The organism is Paenibacillus sp. FSL H7-0326 (assembly GCF_001955535.1).
GTDB classification, from domain to species: Bacteria; Bacillota; Bacilli; order Paenibacillales; family Paenibacillaceae; genus Paenibacillus; species Paenibacillus shunpengii.
In genome coordinates this window covers 618,300-636,012 of record NZ_MPVN01000002.1, presented here as the reverse complement: position 1 = coordinate 636,012, position 17,713 = coordinate 618,300, and the positions used below count along the sequence as shown (strand labels likewise).

16 protein-coding genes are annotated in these 17,713 nt (G+C 48.3%); 15 read left to right on the top strand and 1 reads right to left on the bottom strand.

Translation table 11 applies throughout. The features are described 5' to 3' along the window. The first annotated feature begins 81 nt into the window (after window positions 1-81). From dapF to BK126_RS13845, 3 genes are all read left to right on the top strand, one after another. Complete coding sequence (dapF, locus tag BK126_RS13855) at window positions 82-915, top strand: diaminopimelate epimerase (protein WP_076313162.1); 834 nt, start codon at window positions 82-84, stop codon at window positions 913-915. 129 nt (window positions 916-1,044) lie between these two features. Then, window positions 1,045-1,731: a copper homeostasis protein CutC gene (locus tag BK126_RS13850; RefSeq protein ID WP_076313161.1), complete on the top strand. Its 687-nt coding sequence runs from the start codon at window positions 1,045-1,047 to the stop codon at window positions 1,729-1,731. A gap of 179 nt (window positions 1,732-1,910) precedes the next feature. Beyond that, window positions 1,911-3,776 carry a bifunctional homocysteine S-methyltransferase/methylenetetrahydrofolate reductase gene (locus tag BK126_RS13845; RefSeq protein ID WP_076313160.1) on the top strand — a complete coding sequence of 622 codons (1,866 nt, stop codon included), beginning with the start codon at window positions 1,911-1,913 and terminating at the stop codon, window positions 3,774-3,776. Between the two features lie 129 nt (window positions 3,777-3,905). Here the strand turns inward: BK126_RS13845 and BK126_RS13840 are convergent, their stop codons facing one another. Further along, window positions 3,906-4,298, bottom strand: a complete 393-nt coding sequence (locus BK126_RS13840) for an acyl-CoA thioesterase (RefSeq protein ID WP_076313159.1) — start codon at window positions 4,296-4,298, stop codon at window positions 3,906-3,908. Between the two features lie 200 nt (window positions 4,299-4,498). On the opposite strand from BK126_RS13840, the gene BK126_RS13835 reads away from it, so the two are divergent. From BK126_RS13835 to pknB, 12 genes are all read left to right on the top strand, one after another. Further along, the gene (locus BK126_RS13835; RefSeq protein WP_076313158.1) at window positions 4,499-5,386 is read left to right on the top strand and encodes a YicC/YloC family endoribonuclease; all 888 of its coding nucleotides are present in this window, start codon (window positions 4,499-4,501) and stop codon (window positions 5,384-5,386) included. A 116-nt stretch (window positions 5,387-5,502) separates the two neighbouring features. Then, window positions 5,503-5,763: an extracellular matrix/biofilm regulator RemA gene (gene remA / locus BK126_RS13830; RefSeq protein ID WP_006209218.1), complete on the top strand. Its 261-nt coding sequence runs from the start codon at window positions 5,503-5,505 to the stop codon at window positions 5,761-5,763. A gap of 13 nt (window positions 5,764-5,776) precedes the next feature. Next, complete coding sequence (gene gmk, locus BK126_RS13825; RefSeq protein WP_047910955.1) at window positions 5,777-6,358, top strand: guanylate kinase; 582 nt, start codon at window positions 5,777-5,779, stop codon at window positions 6,356-6,358. 10 nt (window positions 6,359-6,368) lie between these two features. Further along, window positions 6,369-6,602, top strand: coding sequence for a DNA-directed RNA polymerase subunit omega (rpoZ, locus tag BK126_RS13820; RefSeq protein ID WP_076313157.1), 234 nt, complete (start codon window positions 6,369-6,371; stop codon window positions 6,600-6,602). A gap of 121 nt (window positions 6,603-6,723) precedes the next feature. Next, window positions 6,724-7,935: a bifunctional phosphopantothenoylcysteine decarboxylase/phosphopantothenate--cysteine ligase CoaBC gene (gene coaBC / locus BK126_RS13815; RefSeq protein ID WP_076313156.1), complete on the top strand. Its 1,212-nt coding sequence runs from the start codon at window positions 6,724-6,726 to the stop codon at window positions 7,933-7,935. 4 nt (window positions 7,936-7,939) lie between these two features. Then, window positions 7,940-10,504 carry a primosomal protein N' gene (priA, locus tag BK126_RS13810; protein WP_076313155.1) on the top strand — a complete coding sequence of 855 codons (2,565 nt, stop codon included), beginning with the start codon at window positions 7,940-7,942 and terminating at the stop codon, window positions 10,502-10,504. A gap of 92 nt (window positions 10,505-10,596) precedes the next feature. Further along, complete coding sequence (gene def, locus BK126_RS13805) at window positions 10,597-11,079, top strand: peptide deformylase (protein WP_047910959.1); 483 nt, start codon at window positions 10,597-10,599, stop codon at window positions 11,077-11,079. A 12-nt stretch (window positions 11,080-11,091) separates the two neighbouring features. Continuing rightward, window positions 11,092-12,054 (top strand): methionyl-tRNA formyltransferase, encoded by a 963-nt coding sequence (fmt, locus tag BK126_RS13800; RefSeq protein ID WP_076313154.1) that lies wholly within the window; start codon window positions 11,092-11,094, stop codon window positions 12,052-12,054. Continuing rightward, complete coding sequence (gene rsmB / locus BK126_RS13795; RefSeq protein WP_076313153.1) at window positions 12,051-13,499, top strand: 16S rRNA (cytosine(967)-C(5))-methyltransferase RsmB; 1,449 nt, start codon at window positions 12,051-12,053, stop codon at window positions 13,497-13,499. The genes fmt and rsmB overlap by 4 nt, the downstream gene beginning before the upstream one ends. 169 nt (window positions 13,500-13,668) lie before the next feature. Further along, complete coding sequence (rlmN, locus tag BK126_RS13790) at window positions 13,669-14,721, top strand: dual-specificity RNA methyltransferase RlmN (protein WP_047911230.1); 1,053 nt, start codon at window positions 13,669-13,671, stop codon at window positions 14,719-14,721. A 15-nt stretch (window positions 14,722-14,736) separates the two neighbouring features. Then, the gene (locus BK126_RS13785; RefSeq protein ID WP_047911231.1) at window positions 14,737-15,513 is read left to right on the top strand and encodes a Stp1/IreP family PP2C-type Ser/Thr phosphatase; all 777 of its coding nucleotides are present in this window, start codon (window positions 14,737-14,739) and stop codon (window positions 15,511-15,513) included. Further along, on the top strand, window positions 15,510-17,705 hold the full coding sequence (gene pknB / locus BK126_RS13780; RefSeq protein WP_076313152.1) for a Stk1 family PASTA domain-containing Ser/Thr kinase: 2,196 nt from the start codon (window positions 15,510-15,512) through the stop codon (window positions 17,703-17,705). The genes BK126_RS13785 and pknB overlap by 4 nt, the downstream gene beginning before the upstream one ends. Window positions 17,706-17,713 lie beyond the last annotated feature (8 nt).

Sequence of the window (17,713 nt, the reverse complement as noted above, 5' to 3'; positions counted from 1 at the left end):
CTGGAGAGAATGAGCCTATTTATAATAGCTATCATGAATGGTTCGTTCGATCTGGAGTGCCAAAAGGAGCGGAGTTACGTCATGGAATTTACGAAAATGCATGGACTGGGTAACGACTTTGTTGTCGTATATGGAGAACAAGAGCTTCCCGCTAACGCGGCTGAGCTGGCGATAAAATGGTGCGATCGATTCTTTGGGATCGGAGCAGATGGGCTTGTATTTATTTTGCCTTCCGATACGGCGGATTTCCAAATGCGCATCATTAATTCGGATGGTACAGAGGCTGAACAATGCGGTAATGCAATTCGCTGTGTTGCCAAATATGTGTACGATAACGGACATATTGACCGGGAAGAGATTACGATTCGTACGATTGGGGCAGGCGTACAGCCCGTTCAGCTGACTGTAAAGGACGGTAAAGTGGAGACGGTGCGTGTGGATATGGGAGAACCTCAGCTTGACGGTCTTAAGGTGCCGACGACAATTGATGCAAATCCAGTGGTGAATGAACCTATAGAGGTGGGAGGCAGCGGCTTCCGGTTCACTGCAGTATCTATGGGTAATCCACACTGTGTAATTTATGTTGATGATGCGGTGAGCTTTGATCTGGCCGCATGGGGACCTAAAATGGAAGTACATCCGTTGTTCCCTAACAAAACGAATGTTGAATTTGCAACGGTGAAGGATCGCAGGCATGTAGATATGCGGGTATGGGAACGCGGCGCAGGACCCACGCTCGCCTGTGGAACCGGGGCTTGTGCTACCTTGGTATCCTCTGTTCTGAATGATGTAACGGATCGTGAAGCCTGGATCAGTCTAAAGGGCGGTGATCTGTATATTGAGTGGAGTGAGGAAGATAACCATGTATACATGTCAGGACCTGCCGAGATTGTATATACAGGAACTACGAACTGAGGTAATCGGAATACTATTATAAAGTTATAAATCTGAAGGCATCCCCATTAACCATCGTTTTGGTTGATGGGCGTGCTTTTTTTATGGAATCATACGGAATACCGACAAATGGATAAGGAGTGATTAGTTATGCTGTTAGAGATTATAGCAACGACCGTGGACGACGCCGTTACGGCAGAGAAGTGCGGTGCCAATCGCTTGGAGCTGATTACGGCCATTACTGAAGGTGGCTTAACTCCAGGAATCGGTCTTGTCTCCCAAGTGGTGAAGTCTGTCAGCATTCCCGTGCATGTCATGGTGCGTCCACATAGCCGTTCCTTCGTTTATAGTGAGACCGATGTGGAAACGATGGCTGCCGAGATTGAGGCAATCCGGCAGACAGGTGCAGCAGGCGTTGTACTTGGGGCGCTGACACCAGATGGCAAAATCGATGTTAGAACGTTAGAGCTGCTGCTCAAGTCAGCTGGTGATCTGCAGGTGACGTTTCATCGTGCCTTTGATGAGCTGGAGGATCAACTGGAGGGTCTCAGTACTCTTGCGAAGTATCCTGCAGTAACGAGAGTTCTCACCTCCGGCGGTCCGAAGCCGGCCCCCCAGTCGATTCCGCAAATTCGCAGACTTGTGGAACAGGCAGCAGGAAGCCACCTTTGTATTCTAGCGGGCAGTGGCTTGAAGAGAGAAATGATCACGAACTTTATTGAGCAAACCGGTGTAACAGAGATCCACTTCGGCTCTGCCGTCCGCTACGATCAGTCTGGTCTTCAGCCGATCAATCCTGCCGAACTGCGCGCCCTCTCTGATTGCATCCAAAAATAAAAGGGTGCAGGAAAAAGTAATACAGAAAAGCATATGCATATTTATAAGCTTGCTACAACGGAGAAAGAGATATTTGCCTATTATCTACTATAGGGCAGCAGCCTGCTTTTTTTGCTTAAACAATCCTCCCATTTGTGTTACATTAGTGTGAATAAATTGGAATTGGCGGGAGGAGAACGATGGCGGATTTACGTGAAGTGTTGAAGAATGAAGTCATTATTGGCGATGGCGCTATGGGAACACAGCTCTATCAAATGGGTGTGCCGGTCGGCGTTTCTTACGAGGAATTGAACCTGACATCCCCCGAGATGGTCAAGGATGTTCATCGCAGATACATTGAAGCGGGAGCTAGGCTCATTGAAACAAATACATTTTCTGCGAATTACGTTAACCTATCCAAATATGGACTTGAAGATCAAGTTGAGGCAATCAACCGGGCGGGTGTTAGGGTTGCGCGGGAAGCCATGGGGAATAAAGGGTTTGTGGTTGGCGCAGTCGGAGCCATTCGCGCGGGTAAGAGAGCAGATATTTCCGCTGCCAAGCTGAATCTTTATTTCGAACAGCAGATATCCGCTCTAGTGGGAGAGGGAATTGACGGGGTATTGCTTGAAACCTTCTATGATGTGGAGGAGCTTGTCATTGCTGTTCGACAGGTTAAGAAGTTGACTGATCTGCCGATCATTTGCCAGTTTGCTATTGATGATGTCGGCCGTACGTTCGATGGATTCACAATGCCTGAAGCGTTCTCGATTCTGCATAAAGAAGGCGCGGATGTCATCGGATTTAATTGCCGGACAGGTCCTAATGGTATTATGCGGGCGATGGAATCTGTTCAGAATTTAGGAATTCCGATGTCGGTATTCCCGAATGCGGGTCTGGCGGAATACGTTGACGGGGAATACCGGTATGGTGCTTCTGCTGAATACTTCGGTCAGAGCGCCGTCCGGTTCGCTGATTTGAATGCACGCATTATCGGCGGATGCTGCGGTACGACACCGGAGCATATTAAAGCCATGGTATCAGCTCTTGATACTTATGAGGCAGCTCCATTAACGGTAGTCGATGATGAGCTTCTGCCATTGCCGGACTCCGTATCCGAGACGCTTGCCGATGGAAGTGCAGCAGGCACGATTCGAACAGAGCCTACAATTGTAGACTTGGTTAAAGAACGCCACACCGTCATCGTTGAACTTGACCCTCCGCGTGATCTTGATATTCAGAAATTTCTAACCGGAGCGAAGAGTCTGAAGAAGGCTGGAGTTGATGCATTGACACTGGCTGATAATTCTCTCGCGGTAACCCGGATGAGCAATATGGCGCTTGGATATTTGGCGAAGGAGCAGACCGGCCTGAGACCGCTGATTCATATCGCCTGCCGGGACCGCAATATGATCGGAACCCAGTCCCATCTCATGGGCTTTGATGCACTGGGCATTGATCATGTGCTGGCAGTAACCGGGGACCCTGCAAGGTTCGGAGACCTTCCGGATTCAAGCTCTGTCTATGATCTGACATCATTTGAAATTATACGAATGATCAAGCAGCTGAACAGTGGAATAGCGTTCTCCGGTAAACCGCTTAAGCAAAAAGCCGACTTCATTGTAGGTGCCGCATTTAATCCGAATGTGAAATATTTGGAGAAGGCGGTACAGCGTCTCGAGAAGAAGATTGCTGCAGGTGCAGACTATATTATGACCCAGCCAATCTATGATCCTAAGCTGTTTGTACAGCTCAAGGAAGCAACGAGCCATTTGGATATTCCGATATTTGTAGGAATTATGCCGCTCGCAAGTGGTCGAAATGCAGAATATTTGCACAATGAGGTGCCAGGTATTCAATTATCGGACGCAGTCAGAGAAAGAATGGCGGGGCTCGAAGGCGAAGAGGGCCGCAAGGTAGGTACGGCAATAGCGAAGGAGCTGCTGGACGTAGCGATGGAGCATTTTAATGGAATCTATATAATGACTCCGTTCATGTTCTATGGAATGAGTGAAGAGCTGACTCACTATGTGTGGGAGAAATCAGGCCGTGTAATTAAGACCTAGAATCCGGCTAAATAGAGTATCACGAATGAAATCGGAAAAAAGTCCGTGCCTGCTGTGCTGAATACTGCAGGTACGGACTTTTGTGCGGTTGCTCTATCATATGATGGTTAAGTTTAAGCAATTGATTGATCATGAGAAAAGGTTCCGGAGCTGTTCCGGTATCGGTCTGCTTTTTCGAGTGGAAGGGTCGATGGTCACGCTTGTAATGAGCGCGTCTGCGCAGATCTCCTGGGCTTCATTTAATATCATTTGCCTAAGCACATAACTTGAATTCCGGGCACTGTCCTGTTCTGTTGTGACCGTAAGAAGCTGGCCCTGATAGCATTCCTTGCGATAGTTGATATTGATATTAACGGTGACCGTCTGACAGCCAAGCTCAAGTAGTGTTTTGTATGACAGCCCTCCCGCTTCATACCATTCATCTCGTGCCCATTCCAGATATTCTAGATATTTCGCATTATTTACGTGGCCGTTAACATCAATCTCGGTGGGACGAACAATAAGGTTCAGTTCTGTTTTCATAAGCAGCTCTCCTGTTTAAGTTTTTATGGGTCGTTACTAGGAAGCCGGTGCCTGAAGTGCAAATAAATAATGTATGCAGATTCTAATAGGAAGCCCTGAATTAGGCAATAATGGTATGAATTAATGGCAAATCCCCCATGATTATCGTACTTGTTTAAGCCTGTATTATCCGATACAATAGTATAATGGATGTGATGCCGATGTCATTCAGTATGACCGGATACGGTCAATATTTGCTCAGCTATGGCGGGTATAAGGTACAACTTGAAGTCAAATCTGTCAACCATAGATACTGTGAAGTTGTCTTTAGGATGCCAAGGGAATGGAGTCGTTTCGAAGACGGGCTTCGCAGAATGGTACAGCGTAAACTTGCACGAGGCAGAATTGATGTTTTCATTACGAGAGAATTGGATGACAGCAGCAGAGGTACTGTGCTGAACAAGCAGATGGCTGCTTCCTATCTTGAGGCTTCAAGGGAGCTTGAGTCCAGCTTCGGGATGAAGGGGAACCTGACCATTTCAGAGATGCTGCAGCTGCCTGGTGTGTTAGTGAGTTCTGAGGAGATGAGCAATCTTACAGTCTTTGAGGACGAGAACTGGGAGACTGCGCTGCAGGAAGGACTAGCGCTTGCACTTGATGAGCTGCTTGATATGCGCTCTCGTGAAGGAAGTCATCTTGCCGCTGATTTGAAGTCGCGAATATTGAGTCTGCAGGCTCATCATGCAGCGATGGTTCAGTTAGCGCCAGCTGTAGTGACGGAGTACCGAAGCAAGCTGAGACAGCGATTAACCGAAATTTCTGATGCACCATTCGATGAACATAGATTTGGTATGGAGATCGCGATTTTTGCCGACCGATCCAACATAGATGAGGAACTGACTCGTCTCTCTAGTCATATGGCTCAGTGCGAAGAGCTGCTCACCGTGCGTGAGCCTATAGGGCGCAAGCTTGATTTCTTGATCCAGGAGATGAATCGTGAAGTCAACACCATCGGCACTAAAGCTCACCACCTGGGGCTGGTTAATCTTGTATTCGAGATGAAGGCCGAGCTGGAGAAGATCAGAGAACAAGCTGCGAATTTAGAATAGGCAATGAACACTAAGTTGAAGCAATTTCATAATACCTTTAGCTGCTTTTTTAATGATTTATGAAATTGATTCAGTTTTGCAAAGATTACACCAGTAATAGGGGGACGAACCTGAATATGGCAATTAAACTCATAAATATAGGATTCGGCAATATAGTTTCGGCGAATCGCATCATTTCTATTGTTAGTCCTGAATCCGCCCCAATCAAAAGAATTATACAGGAAGCACGGGATCGTCACATGTTGATTGACGCTACATATGGACGCAGAACTCGTGCGGTAATAATTACAGACAGTGATCATGTGATCCTGTCTGCAGTGCAGCCGGAGACGGTTGCCCATCGTTTATCTTCTAAAGACGATGACAACGACGAATAAAATGGAGTGTAATATGTCTAAGGGATTACTAATTGTATTATCAGGACCGTCCGGTGTAGGAAAAGGAACCGTGTGCACTGCTCTAAGAAAACGAGTTCCTGAACTCATCTATTCAGTGTCAGCGACAACTCGTCAGCCAAGGCTTGGTGAAGAGAACGGAGTCAATTACTTTTTCAAGAGTCGAGAGCAGTTTCTTGATATGATTGAGAAGGATCAGCTTCTGGAGCATGCGGAGTATGTAGGTAACTATTATGGAACCCCGCGTGATTTCGTAGAGGAGACTCTTAATTCCGGCAAAGATATCATTTTGGAGATTGAAGTCCAAGGAGCTCTCAAAGTCAAAGAGAAGTTCCCGGAAGGAATTTTCGTATTTCTGCTGCCTCCGTCTCTTGATGAATTGAAGGATCGAATTCAAGGCAGAGGCACCGAGAATCAAGCGACCATTGATCACCGCATGTCTGTAGCCGAGCAGGAGATCAGTTTGCTGCAGCAATATGATTATGCCGTTGTCAACGATGAAATTGATTTGGCCTGCAAACGAATAGAATCGATCATCATCGCCGAACATTGTAAAATAAATAGTAAATCGAAATGAGGAGTGCTCCATGCTATATCCATCTATTGATGAAATGATGAACAAGGTAGACAGTAAATACTCTCTGGTGGTTGCAGCTTCAAGACGCGCCAGACAGCTGCGTGAAGGTGAGAAATCCGAACTCAGAAATCCGAAATCCCATAAGCAAGTCGGTATTGCACTTGAAGAGATCTATGGTGATTTTGTACGTGTGGAGAAAGGTCATGACGAAGACGAAGCAGAACAACAAGACAGCCAGTCATAACCTATACGCGAAATACGAATAAGGTACAGCTATGATAAAAGTGACAACCGCAAGGTTGTTATTTTTTTCTTTAGACGCGTAATTCGAGTCCCAAATCTTAATCAGAACAGGGGGAGCGCATATGCTGAACGGTAAAAAAATTGTGCTCGGTGTTTCAGGAGGGATTGCAGCTTATAAGGCCGCTGCGCTGACTAGTAAGCTCGTCCAGAAGGGAGCAGAGGTACACGTCATCATGACGGCATCCGCCAAGGAGTTCATTACAGAGCTGACCCTACAGTCATTATCACGAAATCCGGTATATACAGATACCTTTGATGAACGTGATGCATCCGTTGTCTCACATATAAACCTAGCGGATACAGCAGATCTGGTCCTTGTTGCACCCGCAACCGCGAATGTGATTGCCAAGATGGCTCATGGACTTGCAGATGATATGCTGACAACGACATTGCTGGCAACGACAGCGCCGGTAATGGTCGCGCCTGCCATGAATGTACACATGTATGAGCATCCTGCCGTGATCCATAACATGAATACGTTATATTCACGTGGTGTGCATTTTATCGAGCCGGGGGTAGGACAGCTTGCCTGTGGGTATGTCGGAAAAGGACGGCTCGAGGAGCCTGAGACCATTGTGGATGTCATCGAGCGTTTTTTTGGTGAGGAAGAAGCAGGCAAGCCCCTCTTAGGCAAAAAAATGGTAGTTACTGCAGGCGGTACCATTGAGCGAATTGACCCGGTAAGATACATTACCAATGATTCCTCGGGTAAGATGGGAGTTGCTTTTGCCAAAACAGCTAAGGACATGGGCGCAGAGGTCACGTTAATTGCAGCTAATATGCAGGTCAAGTACCCAGAAGGAATAACTGTCGTTCCAGTTCAGTCTGCAGATGATATGCATCAGGCAGTATTTGAGCGTTGGGAACAGAGCGATATCGTTGTTAAGGCAGCTGCGGTTGCTGACTATCGTCCGATGGAGGCCGCGAAGCAGAAGATTAAGAAGAGCGGCGAGACGCTCACGCTGGAGCTCGTCAAGACGGTTGATATTCTCGAAGCACTGGGAAAAGCCAAAACACATCAATTCTTAATCGGGTTTGCGGCGGAAACGAATGACCTGGAGCTGCATGCAGCATCTAAGCTCGAACGTAAAAATGCGGATCTGATCGTGGCTAATGATGTCACTCAAGAGGGTGTTGGATTCGGGACAGATACGAATGCAGTTAAGATTTTTGACAAGCAGGGCTTGGTCAAGGAAATACCTGTGACGGCCAAAGAAGAAGTAGCACGGCAAGTACTGCTGATTGCAGCCTCCCGAATGGATGGGAGGAAGTGAGCTTGTGAATATAGCAAAAGTGATAGTAGACGTGCCTGCCAAAGACGTGGACCGCACTTTTGATTACTTGATTCCGGAATCGCTTAAGGGCTGGGTAGAGATAGGAAGTCGTGTCGGGGTGCCTTTTGGACATCGAACGGTTCAGGGCTTTGTCGTCGGGCTGGAAGAGGCAGTAAACACAGATTTTAAGCTGAAGCCAATTGCCGAACTCTTGGACCTGGTTCCACCGCTGTCGCCAGATCTGGTGGAGCTTGGAAGATGGATGAGCCGGCATTACGCCTGCAGTGCGATTATGGCCTTACAGGTCATGATTCCGACTGCGCTGAAGGGTAAATCCAAGCGTTATATTTCTGTTTCGGAAGGGTTTGAATCATTAGAGGAGCAGACCGTGCAAGAATCTCAGGCTTCGAGCGACGGCCCTGTATTATTTGCTATGCCGGATTCACCGGAGAATGTGTCCATCCAGGATGTAATCATCCGATATGTACGGAGCAAGGAACAAGTGACACTTGATCATCTAAGTGATCGGTATCCGGATCATTCTAAGGAAATCAAGCGTTTAATTCGCAGCGGCATTCTGCATGAGGAACAGATGATCAAGGACAAGCTGCAGAAGAAGATGCTGAAGGCGGTCTATCTTGCTGTAAGTGAGCAAGAGGCTGAGGACGCGCTTGCTGACTTCCCGGCTAAAGGGAAACGGCAGAAAGAGGTCTTGTCTTTTTTGCTCGAAGCGAAGGAGCTTCTTCCCATGCCGCTTAAAGACGTGCTGTCTGCACTTCAAGTATCTGCCGCCACAGTGAAAGGGCTTGAAGACAAGGGCTTAATCTCGATCTCTGAAGTGGAAGTGTTCCGCGATCCATACCGTGGACGTGATTTCAAGCCAACCGAGCCGCTTCCGCTCACATTGGAACAGCAGGCCGTCTATGATCGGATTGCAAGACAGTTAGATGAACGTGAGCAAGGTGTATTTCTGCTGCATGGTGTAACAGGCAGCGGCAAGACGGAAGTATATCTGCAAGCGATTCAGCGCTGCATTAAGCAGAATCGTCAGGCGATTGTGCTCGTTCCAGAGATTTCACTTACACCGCAGATGGTTGAAAGATTCAAGGGGCGTTTTGGTGACCAGGTTGCCGTCATGCACAGCAGGTTATCGGGCGGAGAGCGATATGATGAATGGCGCAAAATCCGTGAGGGTAAGGTCAAGGTGGCGATCGGTGCCCGATCTGCTGTGTTTGCTCCGTTCGATCAGCTGGGACTGATCATCATTGATGAAGAGCATGAGACCTCCTATAAGCAGGAGGAGACGCCGAAATATCATGCAAGAGATGTAGCGGTGGAACGCTCCAAACAGCATGGAGCAGCCGTTATTTTAGGCTCGGCCACGCCATCGCTTGAGAGCTACTATGCTGCCAGGTCACAAGCTAGTGATGAATTTGCTCCGGTTCTCATGGAGATGAACTATCGTGCATTGGGCAATGAGCTTCCGAAGGTACGGATCATTGACATGAGGGAGGAGCTGAAAGACGGGAATCGGTCGATGTTCAGCAGAGCTCTGCACCAAGGAATTGCCGAGCGGATTGAACGCGGAGAGCAGACGGTGCTTCTCTTGAACCGCCGGGGTTACTCAACCTTTGTGATGTGCCGCAGCTGCGGCTATGTGGCAAGCTGTCCAGAGTGCGATATTTCTCTTACGTATCACCAGCGAAGCAACAATTTGAGATGTCACTACTGCGGTTATGCGGAAACGGCTCCCCAGATTTGTCCGGATTGCGGCAGCGAGCATATCCGATATTTTGGCACGGGGACTCAGCGCGTAGAGGAAGAGCTGGCGAAGCTGTTTCCTGGCGTGCGGGTCATTCGGATGGATGTGGACACCACGACTGAAAAAGGGTCCCACGAGAAGCTGCTCAAAGCTTTTCGCGAGAAGAAGGCAGATATATTGCTTGGAACACAGATGGTGGCCAAAGGCCTTGATTTTCCGGATGTGACGCTGGTGGGTGTGATCACCGCAGATTCAGCGCTGAATCTGCCTGATTTTAGAGCGGCTGAGAAAACATTTCAGCTGCTGACTCAGGTTGCAGGCCGTGCGGGCCGTCATCAGCTGCCAGGAGAGGTGTTCGTACAGTCCTATACACCGGATCATTATTCCATAGTGCATGCAGGAAGCCATGATTATCTCTCATTTATCAAGGATGAACTGGGTCACAGGCGCGCTCTGCAGTATCCGCCGTACTGCCGGCTGATCCTGGTGACGTTCTCTCATGAGCAGCTTCCTGTTCTTGTAAGGGCAGCGGAGAATTACACGAGACTTCTCAAGGAGCAGGCGCAGAAGATGGGGCTGCTCGGCAGTCTGGATCGGTTCAGTTCTGATGCATTTGATGTGCTGGGTCCGGTTGCCTCGCCCATGCCGCGATTAAAAAATAGATACAGGTTTCAATGTATGATAAAATGGCGTGGGGAAATTGATGCCATCGGCCTTGTCAAAAATATGGCGAGGAAGATGGAACAGGATTTTCAGGGTAAGGATTTGCTTATAAGCCTTGATGTCGATCCACAGATGCTGATGTAGTTCAGGATCGGGATTTTAAACCATATAATTTAACATGACGCAGGATGATTCAATCCTGAAATGATTACGTTCATAGGAAGGTGTTTAGCAGCATGTCAATTCGATTGATTGTAAAAGAGCCGGATGAGGTATTGCACAAGGTAGCCAAGGAAGTAACGAAGATTACACCTAATGTTCAAAAACTGCTCGATGATATGGCGGAGACAATGTATGATGCGGATGGTGTAGGTCTTGCTGCACCGCAGGTCGGCATCTTGAAGCGGCTTATCGTAGTCGATGTTGGCGATGATCACGGTTTGATCAAAATGATCAACCCTGAGATTGTAAGCTCGGAAGGAGAGCAATTTGGACCGGAGGGCTGTCTGAGCATTCCAGGCTACAACGGAGATGTCCGCAGAGCTGAAACGGTAACAGTAAAGGGTCTTGACCGCGATGGCAAAGAATTTACGGTTACGGGCAGTGGTTTGTTCGCGAGAGCGTTCCAGCATGAGATCGATCATCTCAATGGTGTTTTGTTTACAGATCTCGCAGAAAAAGTGTATGAAATCGGAGCTGAACCGAACCGCGGTAAATAAGGAGGTATGGAAATGAACATCGTTTTTATGGGAACACCGGCCTTTGCTGTGCCTTCACTTGAGAGACTGCTTGAGGAAGGATACAGCATCAGCCTTGTAGTGACTCAGCCGGATAAACCTCAAGGACGAAAAAAGGTTCTGACACCGCCTCCGGTCAAAGAAGCTGCGCTGAAGCACGGTATTCCCGTGTTTCAGCCGGCAAGGCTTCGTAATGAAGAATCTGTAGCAGAGCTTGCCAAATGGAAGCCGGATCTCATTGTTACTGCGGCCTTTGGACAAATCTTGCCGAAATCCGTGCTCGATATGCCTCAGTACGGATGTGTTAACGTGCATGGATCGTTACTGCCGAAATATCGGGGAGGTGCACCGATCCAGCGTTCGATCATGAATGGTGAGAAGGTTACGGGAGTAACGCTGATGTACATGGCTGAAGGTCTAGATACCGGTGATATGATCTCTAGGGTAGAGGTCGCAATTGAGGATGAGGATACTTCAGGTACGATGTTTGAGAAGCTCAGCCTTGCTGGAGCAGAGCTGCTGATACGCGAGATGCCCAATCTGACTAAGGGAAAAGTGCAGGCCACTCCTCAGAAGGAGGATGAGGCAACTTATGCGAAGAACCTATCCCGAGAGGATGAGAAGATCGACTGGTCTCGTCAATCACGTCAAATTTATGACCAGGTACGGGGGCTTACTCCATACTCTGGAGGATTTACATTATGGGACGAGCAGGTATTCAAAGTCTGGGGTACTATCAATCCTTCCAAGCTACCAGAGCCTTACCTTCAAGCATCAAATGCCAGCAAGAATGCAGAGCCCGGAACGGTGCTTGGGATGTCCAAGCTTGGCATTGAAGTGAAGACAGGCGACGGCTCTCTGTGGCTGTCAGAGGTGCAGCCTGCCGGTAAGAAGGCGATGGCTGCCGGTGATTTTGCCCGCGGCGGATCGCTCACAGCAGGGACGGTGCTGAAGTGAAGTCAGGAGACAACAATAATCCGCGTCTTGGCAATACATCCAATAAGGGTAGAGAGAAGAGCGGTGCTAAGTCTGCAGCTTCTAGTAAGCGCAAGGTATCCAGCAGAGAAGCGGCGCTTCAAGTCTTGGCTGCGGTTGAACAGGAAGGAGCCTACAGCAATCTGCTTCTGAATCAAGTGTTGAAACAGGCCAATCTCACCCCTGCTGATACGGGACTAGCCACGGAGCTGGTATATGGCACCATTGCCCGTCAAAAGACATTGGATTACTATCTTGAATCCTATGTAGCCAAAGGACTTGCCAAGCTTCAGCCCTGGGTTCGCAGTCTGCTTCGGCTGAGTCTGTATCAAATTCTATATTTGGACCGCGTGCCGGATCATGCGGCGGTAAGTGAAGCGGTAAATATCGCCAAGCGCAAAGGCCATCAGGGTATTTCCGGAATGGTGAACGGTGTGCTGCGCAATATTCTGAGAAACAGGGACAAGCTGACAATTCCAGACAGCCTTCCTGCCGCAGAACGCATCGCACTGATGCACTCCCATCCAGAGTGGCTCGTTCAGCGCTGGATCTCACAATATGGAGAGCAGGAAGCTGAAGCGATGTGTATCGCCAATAACGAGGCACCTCCGGTCAGTGTTCGGGTGAATACGACCATGATCTCGAGAATTAAGCTAATTCAAGAGATGCAGGAGGAAGGACTTGTTGTGGAGCCTTCTCTTCTCAGTGATGATGGGATTATCGTCAAGAGCGGGGGGAATATGGCTCTTACCGACTGGTACAAGGAAGGGATGCTCTCTGTACAGGATGAGAGCTCCATGCTTGTGGCCGGAGCGGTGGACCCGAAGCCAGGCATGACCGTCCTGGACTGCTGTGCTGCACCCGGAGGCAAGACCTCGCATATGGGTGAGAAGATGGAGGATCAAGGCCGTATTATTGCTAATGACATTCATCCTCACAAAGTAGAGCTTATTCATAGACAAGCGGAAAGGCTGGGGCTCGCCTGTATTGAGACCGTATGCCATGATGCGCTTGATCTGGCTTCCAACTACAAGGAAGCTTCGTTTGACCGCATATTGCTCGATGCACCTTGCTCTGGATTTGGGGTTATTCGCAGAAAGCCGGACCTTAGGTGGACCAAATCCCCAGAGGATGTTGAAGCCATCAGTGCGCTGCAATATGAGCTGCTAAGCCGTGTATCCAAGCTGTTGAAGCCTGGAGGCACGCTTGTGTACAGTACTTGTACGACAGAGCATGCTGAGAATGGCGGTGTCGTGGAACGATTCTTGAAGGAGAACGATCAATTTGCCCCTGCAGGTCATCTGTCGCTGAGAGAAGAGCTGCGGCACTCTGCCATATTGGATGAGTACGGAATTCAAATTTTGCCTCACCAGTTTCATAGCGACGGATTCTATATTGCAAGATTGACAAGGGTAGAAACATCGTAAAAAAGTGGATCAATAACAAGACTGCCGCCAGTCACCGTCAGGTATTGGCGGCTTTTTGCAGTTGCCGGCATAAAGACCTGCATAGATGAATACTGAATTATGTGCTAAAATGGGTAGAATGAGAAATAATATGTCTATAGATCAATTGGAAAGAACAGGTGTGAATGAAATGACAAAGCCTTTTATATATGATTACACGCTCGAAGAGTTAGAGCAGTGGGCAGTCGAGAATGGGGAGCCGAAGTTTCGTGCTGCTCAAATCTACGATTGGGTTTATGTAAAGAGAGTGAATGATTTTTCAGAAATGACAAATCTCTCGAAAGCTTTACGCGAGAAGCTAGATGATCAGTTTCAATTCGTGACGCTTTCGGAAATTACGAAGTTTGAGTCCAAGGACGGCACAGTAAAGTTTCTGTTCGGACTGCATGATGACCACGCAATTGAGACGGTCATTATGAAGCATAACTATGGCAACAGTGTATGTGTGACGACACAGGTCGGCTGCAGAGTCGGCTGTACTTTTTGCGCCTCTACACTGGGCGGTTTGAAGCGGAACCTGACTGCTGGTGAGATTATTGCTCAAGTCGTGCGCTCCCAGCAAATACTGGATGAACGCAATGAACGTGTGAGCAGTATCGTCATTATGGGTACGGGTGAGCCATTTGAGAACTACGATGAGACGATGAAGTTTCTTAGAACGATGATTCACGAGAAAGGTCTGAATATTGGTCAGCGTCATATCACAGTGTCGACAAGCGGTATTGTTCCAAATATTTATAAATTTGCTGATGAGGACACCCAGATTAACCTGGCTATCTCCATCCATGCACCGAATGATAAGCTGCGTTCGAAGCTGATGCCTGTTAACCGCCGGTTCCCATTTGATGATGTAATGGAGTCCCTTCGCTATTACCAAGGCAAAACAGGACGACGCATTACCTTCGAATATGCCTTGATCGGCGGCGTTAACGATCAGCCGGAGCATGCCGAAGAGCTTGCGGGTGTTCTGAAGGACATGCTGTGCCATGTCAATCTGATCCCGGTAAACTATGTGCCGGAGCGTAAATATATCAGAACAGCTCGCAAGGATATATTCCAGTTCCAGCGTATCCTCGCTGATCATGGAGTTAATGTAACAATCCGCAGAGAGCAGGGTCATGATATCGCAGCCGCTTGTGGTCAGCTGCGTGCGAAGCATATGGAGAAGCACAAGGAAGCTTGAGGTGAGGATATGACTGTGATGAATACAGTGCATGTGAGTCACGTAGGACGAGTTCGTTCGGTAAATGAAGATTCCGCCTGGATAAGGCATCTGGATCAGGGATATATATTAGGTATTGTCGCAGACGGTATGGGCGGACATCTTGCCGGGGATACAGCAAGCAGACTGGCTGTAGAAACGGTATCCGATGACCTCTCGGTGCTTGAGCCCGGTTTGTCAGAGGCATCGCTGAGTGCTGCGCTGAGCGATGCCATTCTGCACGCGAATGAAGTCATCTATCGTACAGCGGCTGGGGATGAGAAGCTGCACAACATGGGGACAACCGTCGTTGCGCTCCTTATGAGTAATGCTTCCGGCATTATTGGCCATATTGGCGACAGCCGTGCTTACAAGATAACAGGCGATAAGGTCGTTCAATTGACAGATGATCATACATTAGTTAATGAGCTGTACAAGAATGGTCAGATCAGTGAAGAAGAGACGCATGTACATCCGCTCAAAAATGTCGTTACCCGAGCGCTTGGAACGGATGAGGATGTGTCTGTGGATCTGTACCCTGTCATTCTGGAAGCCGGGGATGTAATTATGCTCTGCAGTGATGGCTTAAGCAACCTGGTCAGCAGTGTGCAGATGGCAACCGTGATCGGGCAATCGGATCTGCCTTTGTCTGAACGGGCAGACAGGCTGCTGCAGCTCGCACTCCTGGCCGGAGGGGACGATAATATTACGGTTGCTTTATTTGAAATGCCAGCGGGCCCTTTAAGTGTTGTTGAAGAGGGGGTTGAATCATGATCGGACATCAGCTGAGCGGACGTTATGAAGTGATTGAGCGCGTCGGCGGAGGCGGAATGGCCCTGGTATACAAAGCGCACGATATTTTGCTCGGACGTAATGTTGCTATCAAGGTGCTTCGTCAGCAATTCGTTCATGATGACGAGTTTATTCGTCGGTTTAGACGAGAAGCCCAATCGGCTGCATCCTTGTCTCATCCGAATGTAGTTAGTATCTATGATGTAGGTCAGGAAGAAGACATCCATTACATCGTGATGGAGTATATCGAAGGTCAGAATCTGAATGAAATTATAAAAGAACGTGCACCGCTTCAAGTCGATGAAGCTGTCAGAATTGCTGCACAGATTGCGGATGCACTGGATCATGCCCATCATAATCAAATTATTCACCGCGATATCAAGCCGCATAATATTCTGATAGGCAAAAATGGAAGGGTCAAAGTTACAGATTTCGGAATCGCTCGTGCCGTGACCTCGACGACGATTACGCAGACCGGCTCAGTCGTCGGCTCAGTGCATTATTTTTCTCCCGAGCACGCCAAGGGGGTTGTAACAGGTGAGAAATCCGACTTGTACTCACTTGGTATTGTTATCTATCAAATGCTGACCGGACAGCTTCCGTTTCTTGGAGAGAGCCCGATCAGTGTAGCGCTGAAGCATCTGCAGGAGGAATTCGAGGAGCCGAGTGCGGTTAATCCGCTGATTCCACAGAGTGTTGAGAATATTATTCTTAAATCAATGCGTAAAAATCCGAATGAGCGTTATCAGTCAGCGCTGGAAATGTTGACCGATCTGGAGACCTGTTTGCTGCCGGATCGCCTGAATGAGGAGAAGCTTGTATTCGATGATGAGTTCGATACAGATCAGACCCGTATCATTCCTGCGATCAAGCCGGAATCACGCGGGCCATCCTATACGGATGCACCTGAAATGGCTCCAGACGAAGCAGTAACAGACGGTAAATCCAAGAAGAAAAAATCCAAGAAGCGGGCAGCGTTTTGGGTCTCGTTGACACTGTTCATCCTGATTGCACTAGCCGGTGTTGTCTGGTATGTCGAGAGTGCGCTTGTTGTGCCTGAAGTAACCGTGCCGAGCGTTATTGATAAGACCGAGGAAGAAGCCAGAGCCTTGCTTGCTCAGCAAGGGATAGAGGTTAATCAGGTTCTCCAGGAATATAAAGAAGGTGTCGATCCGGGAATTGTCTACGAGCAGAGCAGGCCTGAAGGAGCTGTCGTGAAGAAAGGTTCGCTAATTGACCTTACTGTAAGTGTGGAGAAGCCGAAGGAAACCATGCCGGGGCTTACAGGTCGAAATTATGAAGATGCAGTTCAGGAATTGCTGGCACTTGGCATGAGTGAAGATCGAATCAAGAAAACGGAGGAATTCAGTGAAGAGTCCGTTAATGAAGTGATTGGACAATCGGTTACCGAAGGCCAGCCTTTTGACCCGGAGGTAGATACCATCACCCTGAGGGTAAGTAAAGGCCAGGAAATGGTCGAAATGCCTGATCTGATCAATAAAACTCGCGCAGAGGCAGAAGAGTTGATTCGAAAGAATAAACTGACTGTTGCACCGGTTAAAGAAGAGCCAAGCTTTGAAGTGGAGAAAGGCAGGGTTACCCAGCAATGGCCTTATGATGCTGGGGCTGCAGTTGTTCCGGGTGAAGAAATTACGATCTTTGTAAGCACGGGGTATTCACCAGAGACGATCGAGTACAATTATCATATTTCGGTAGCTCCTCATGAAGAAGGCAAGAACAGCAAGATCCGTATCACCTTCACCGATGCCAGAGGAGAGAACCAAGAGCATGGTACGGAGACGATCAAGAAGACAGAAACGCTGACCGTACCGCTCGTTCTGGCTCCGAACAAGGATGGAGTCGTATCCGTTTATCGTGATGGACAGCTGATGGATACATTTGAAGTGAGATATTTTGATGCGAAGAACGGAACGGTTACCACACCGGAGATTGGACCAGCTGTTACTCCTGACAACCATTCGGGAGATGGTGAAGAAGGGGCGGGTCCGGATGAAGAGCCGAACCCAGAGGATCCGGGTAACGAGAGCAATGAAGGTAATAATGGCAATAATGGTAATGGTAATGAAGAAGGCAATGGAAACAACGATAACAACGGCAATAACGGCAATGGCCGTGGAGACAATCAGAATGAAGATGAAGACGGTGAAGAGTGATCTGGCTA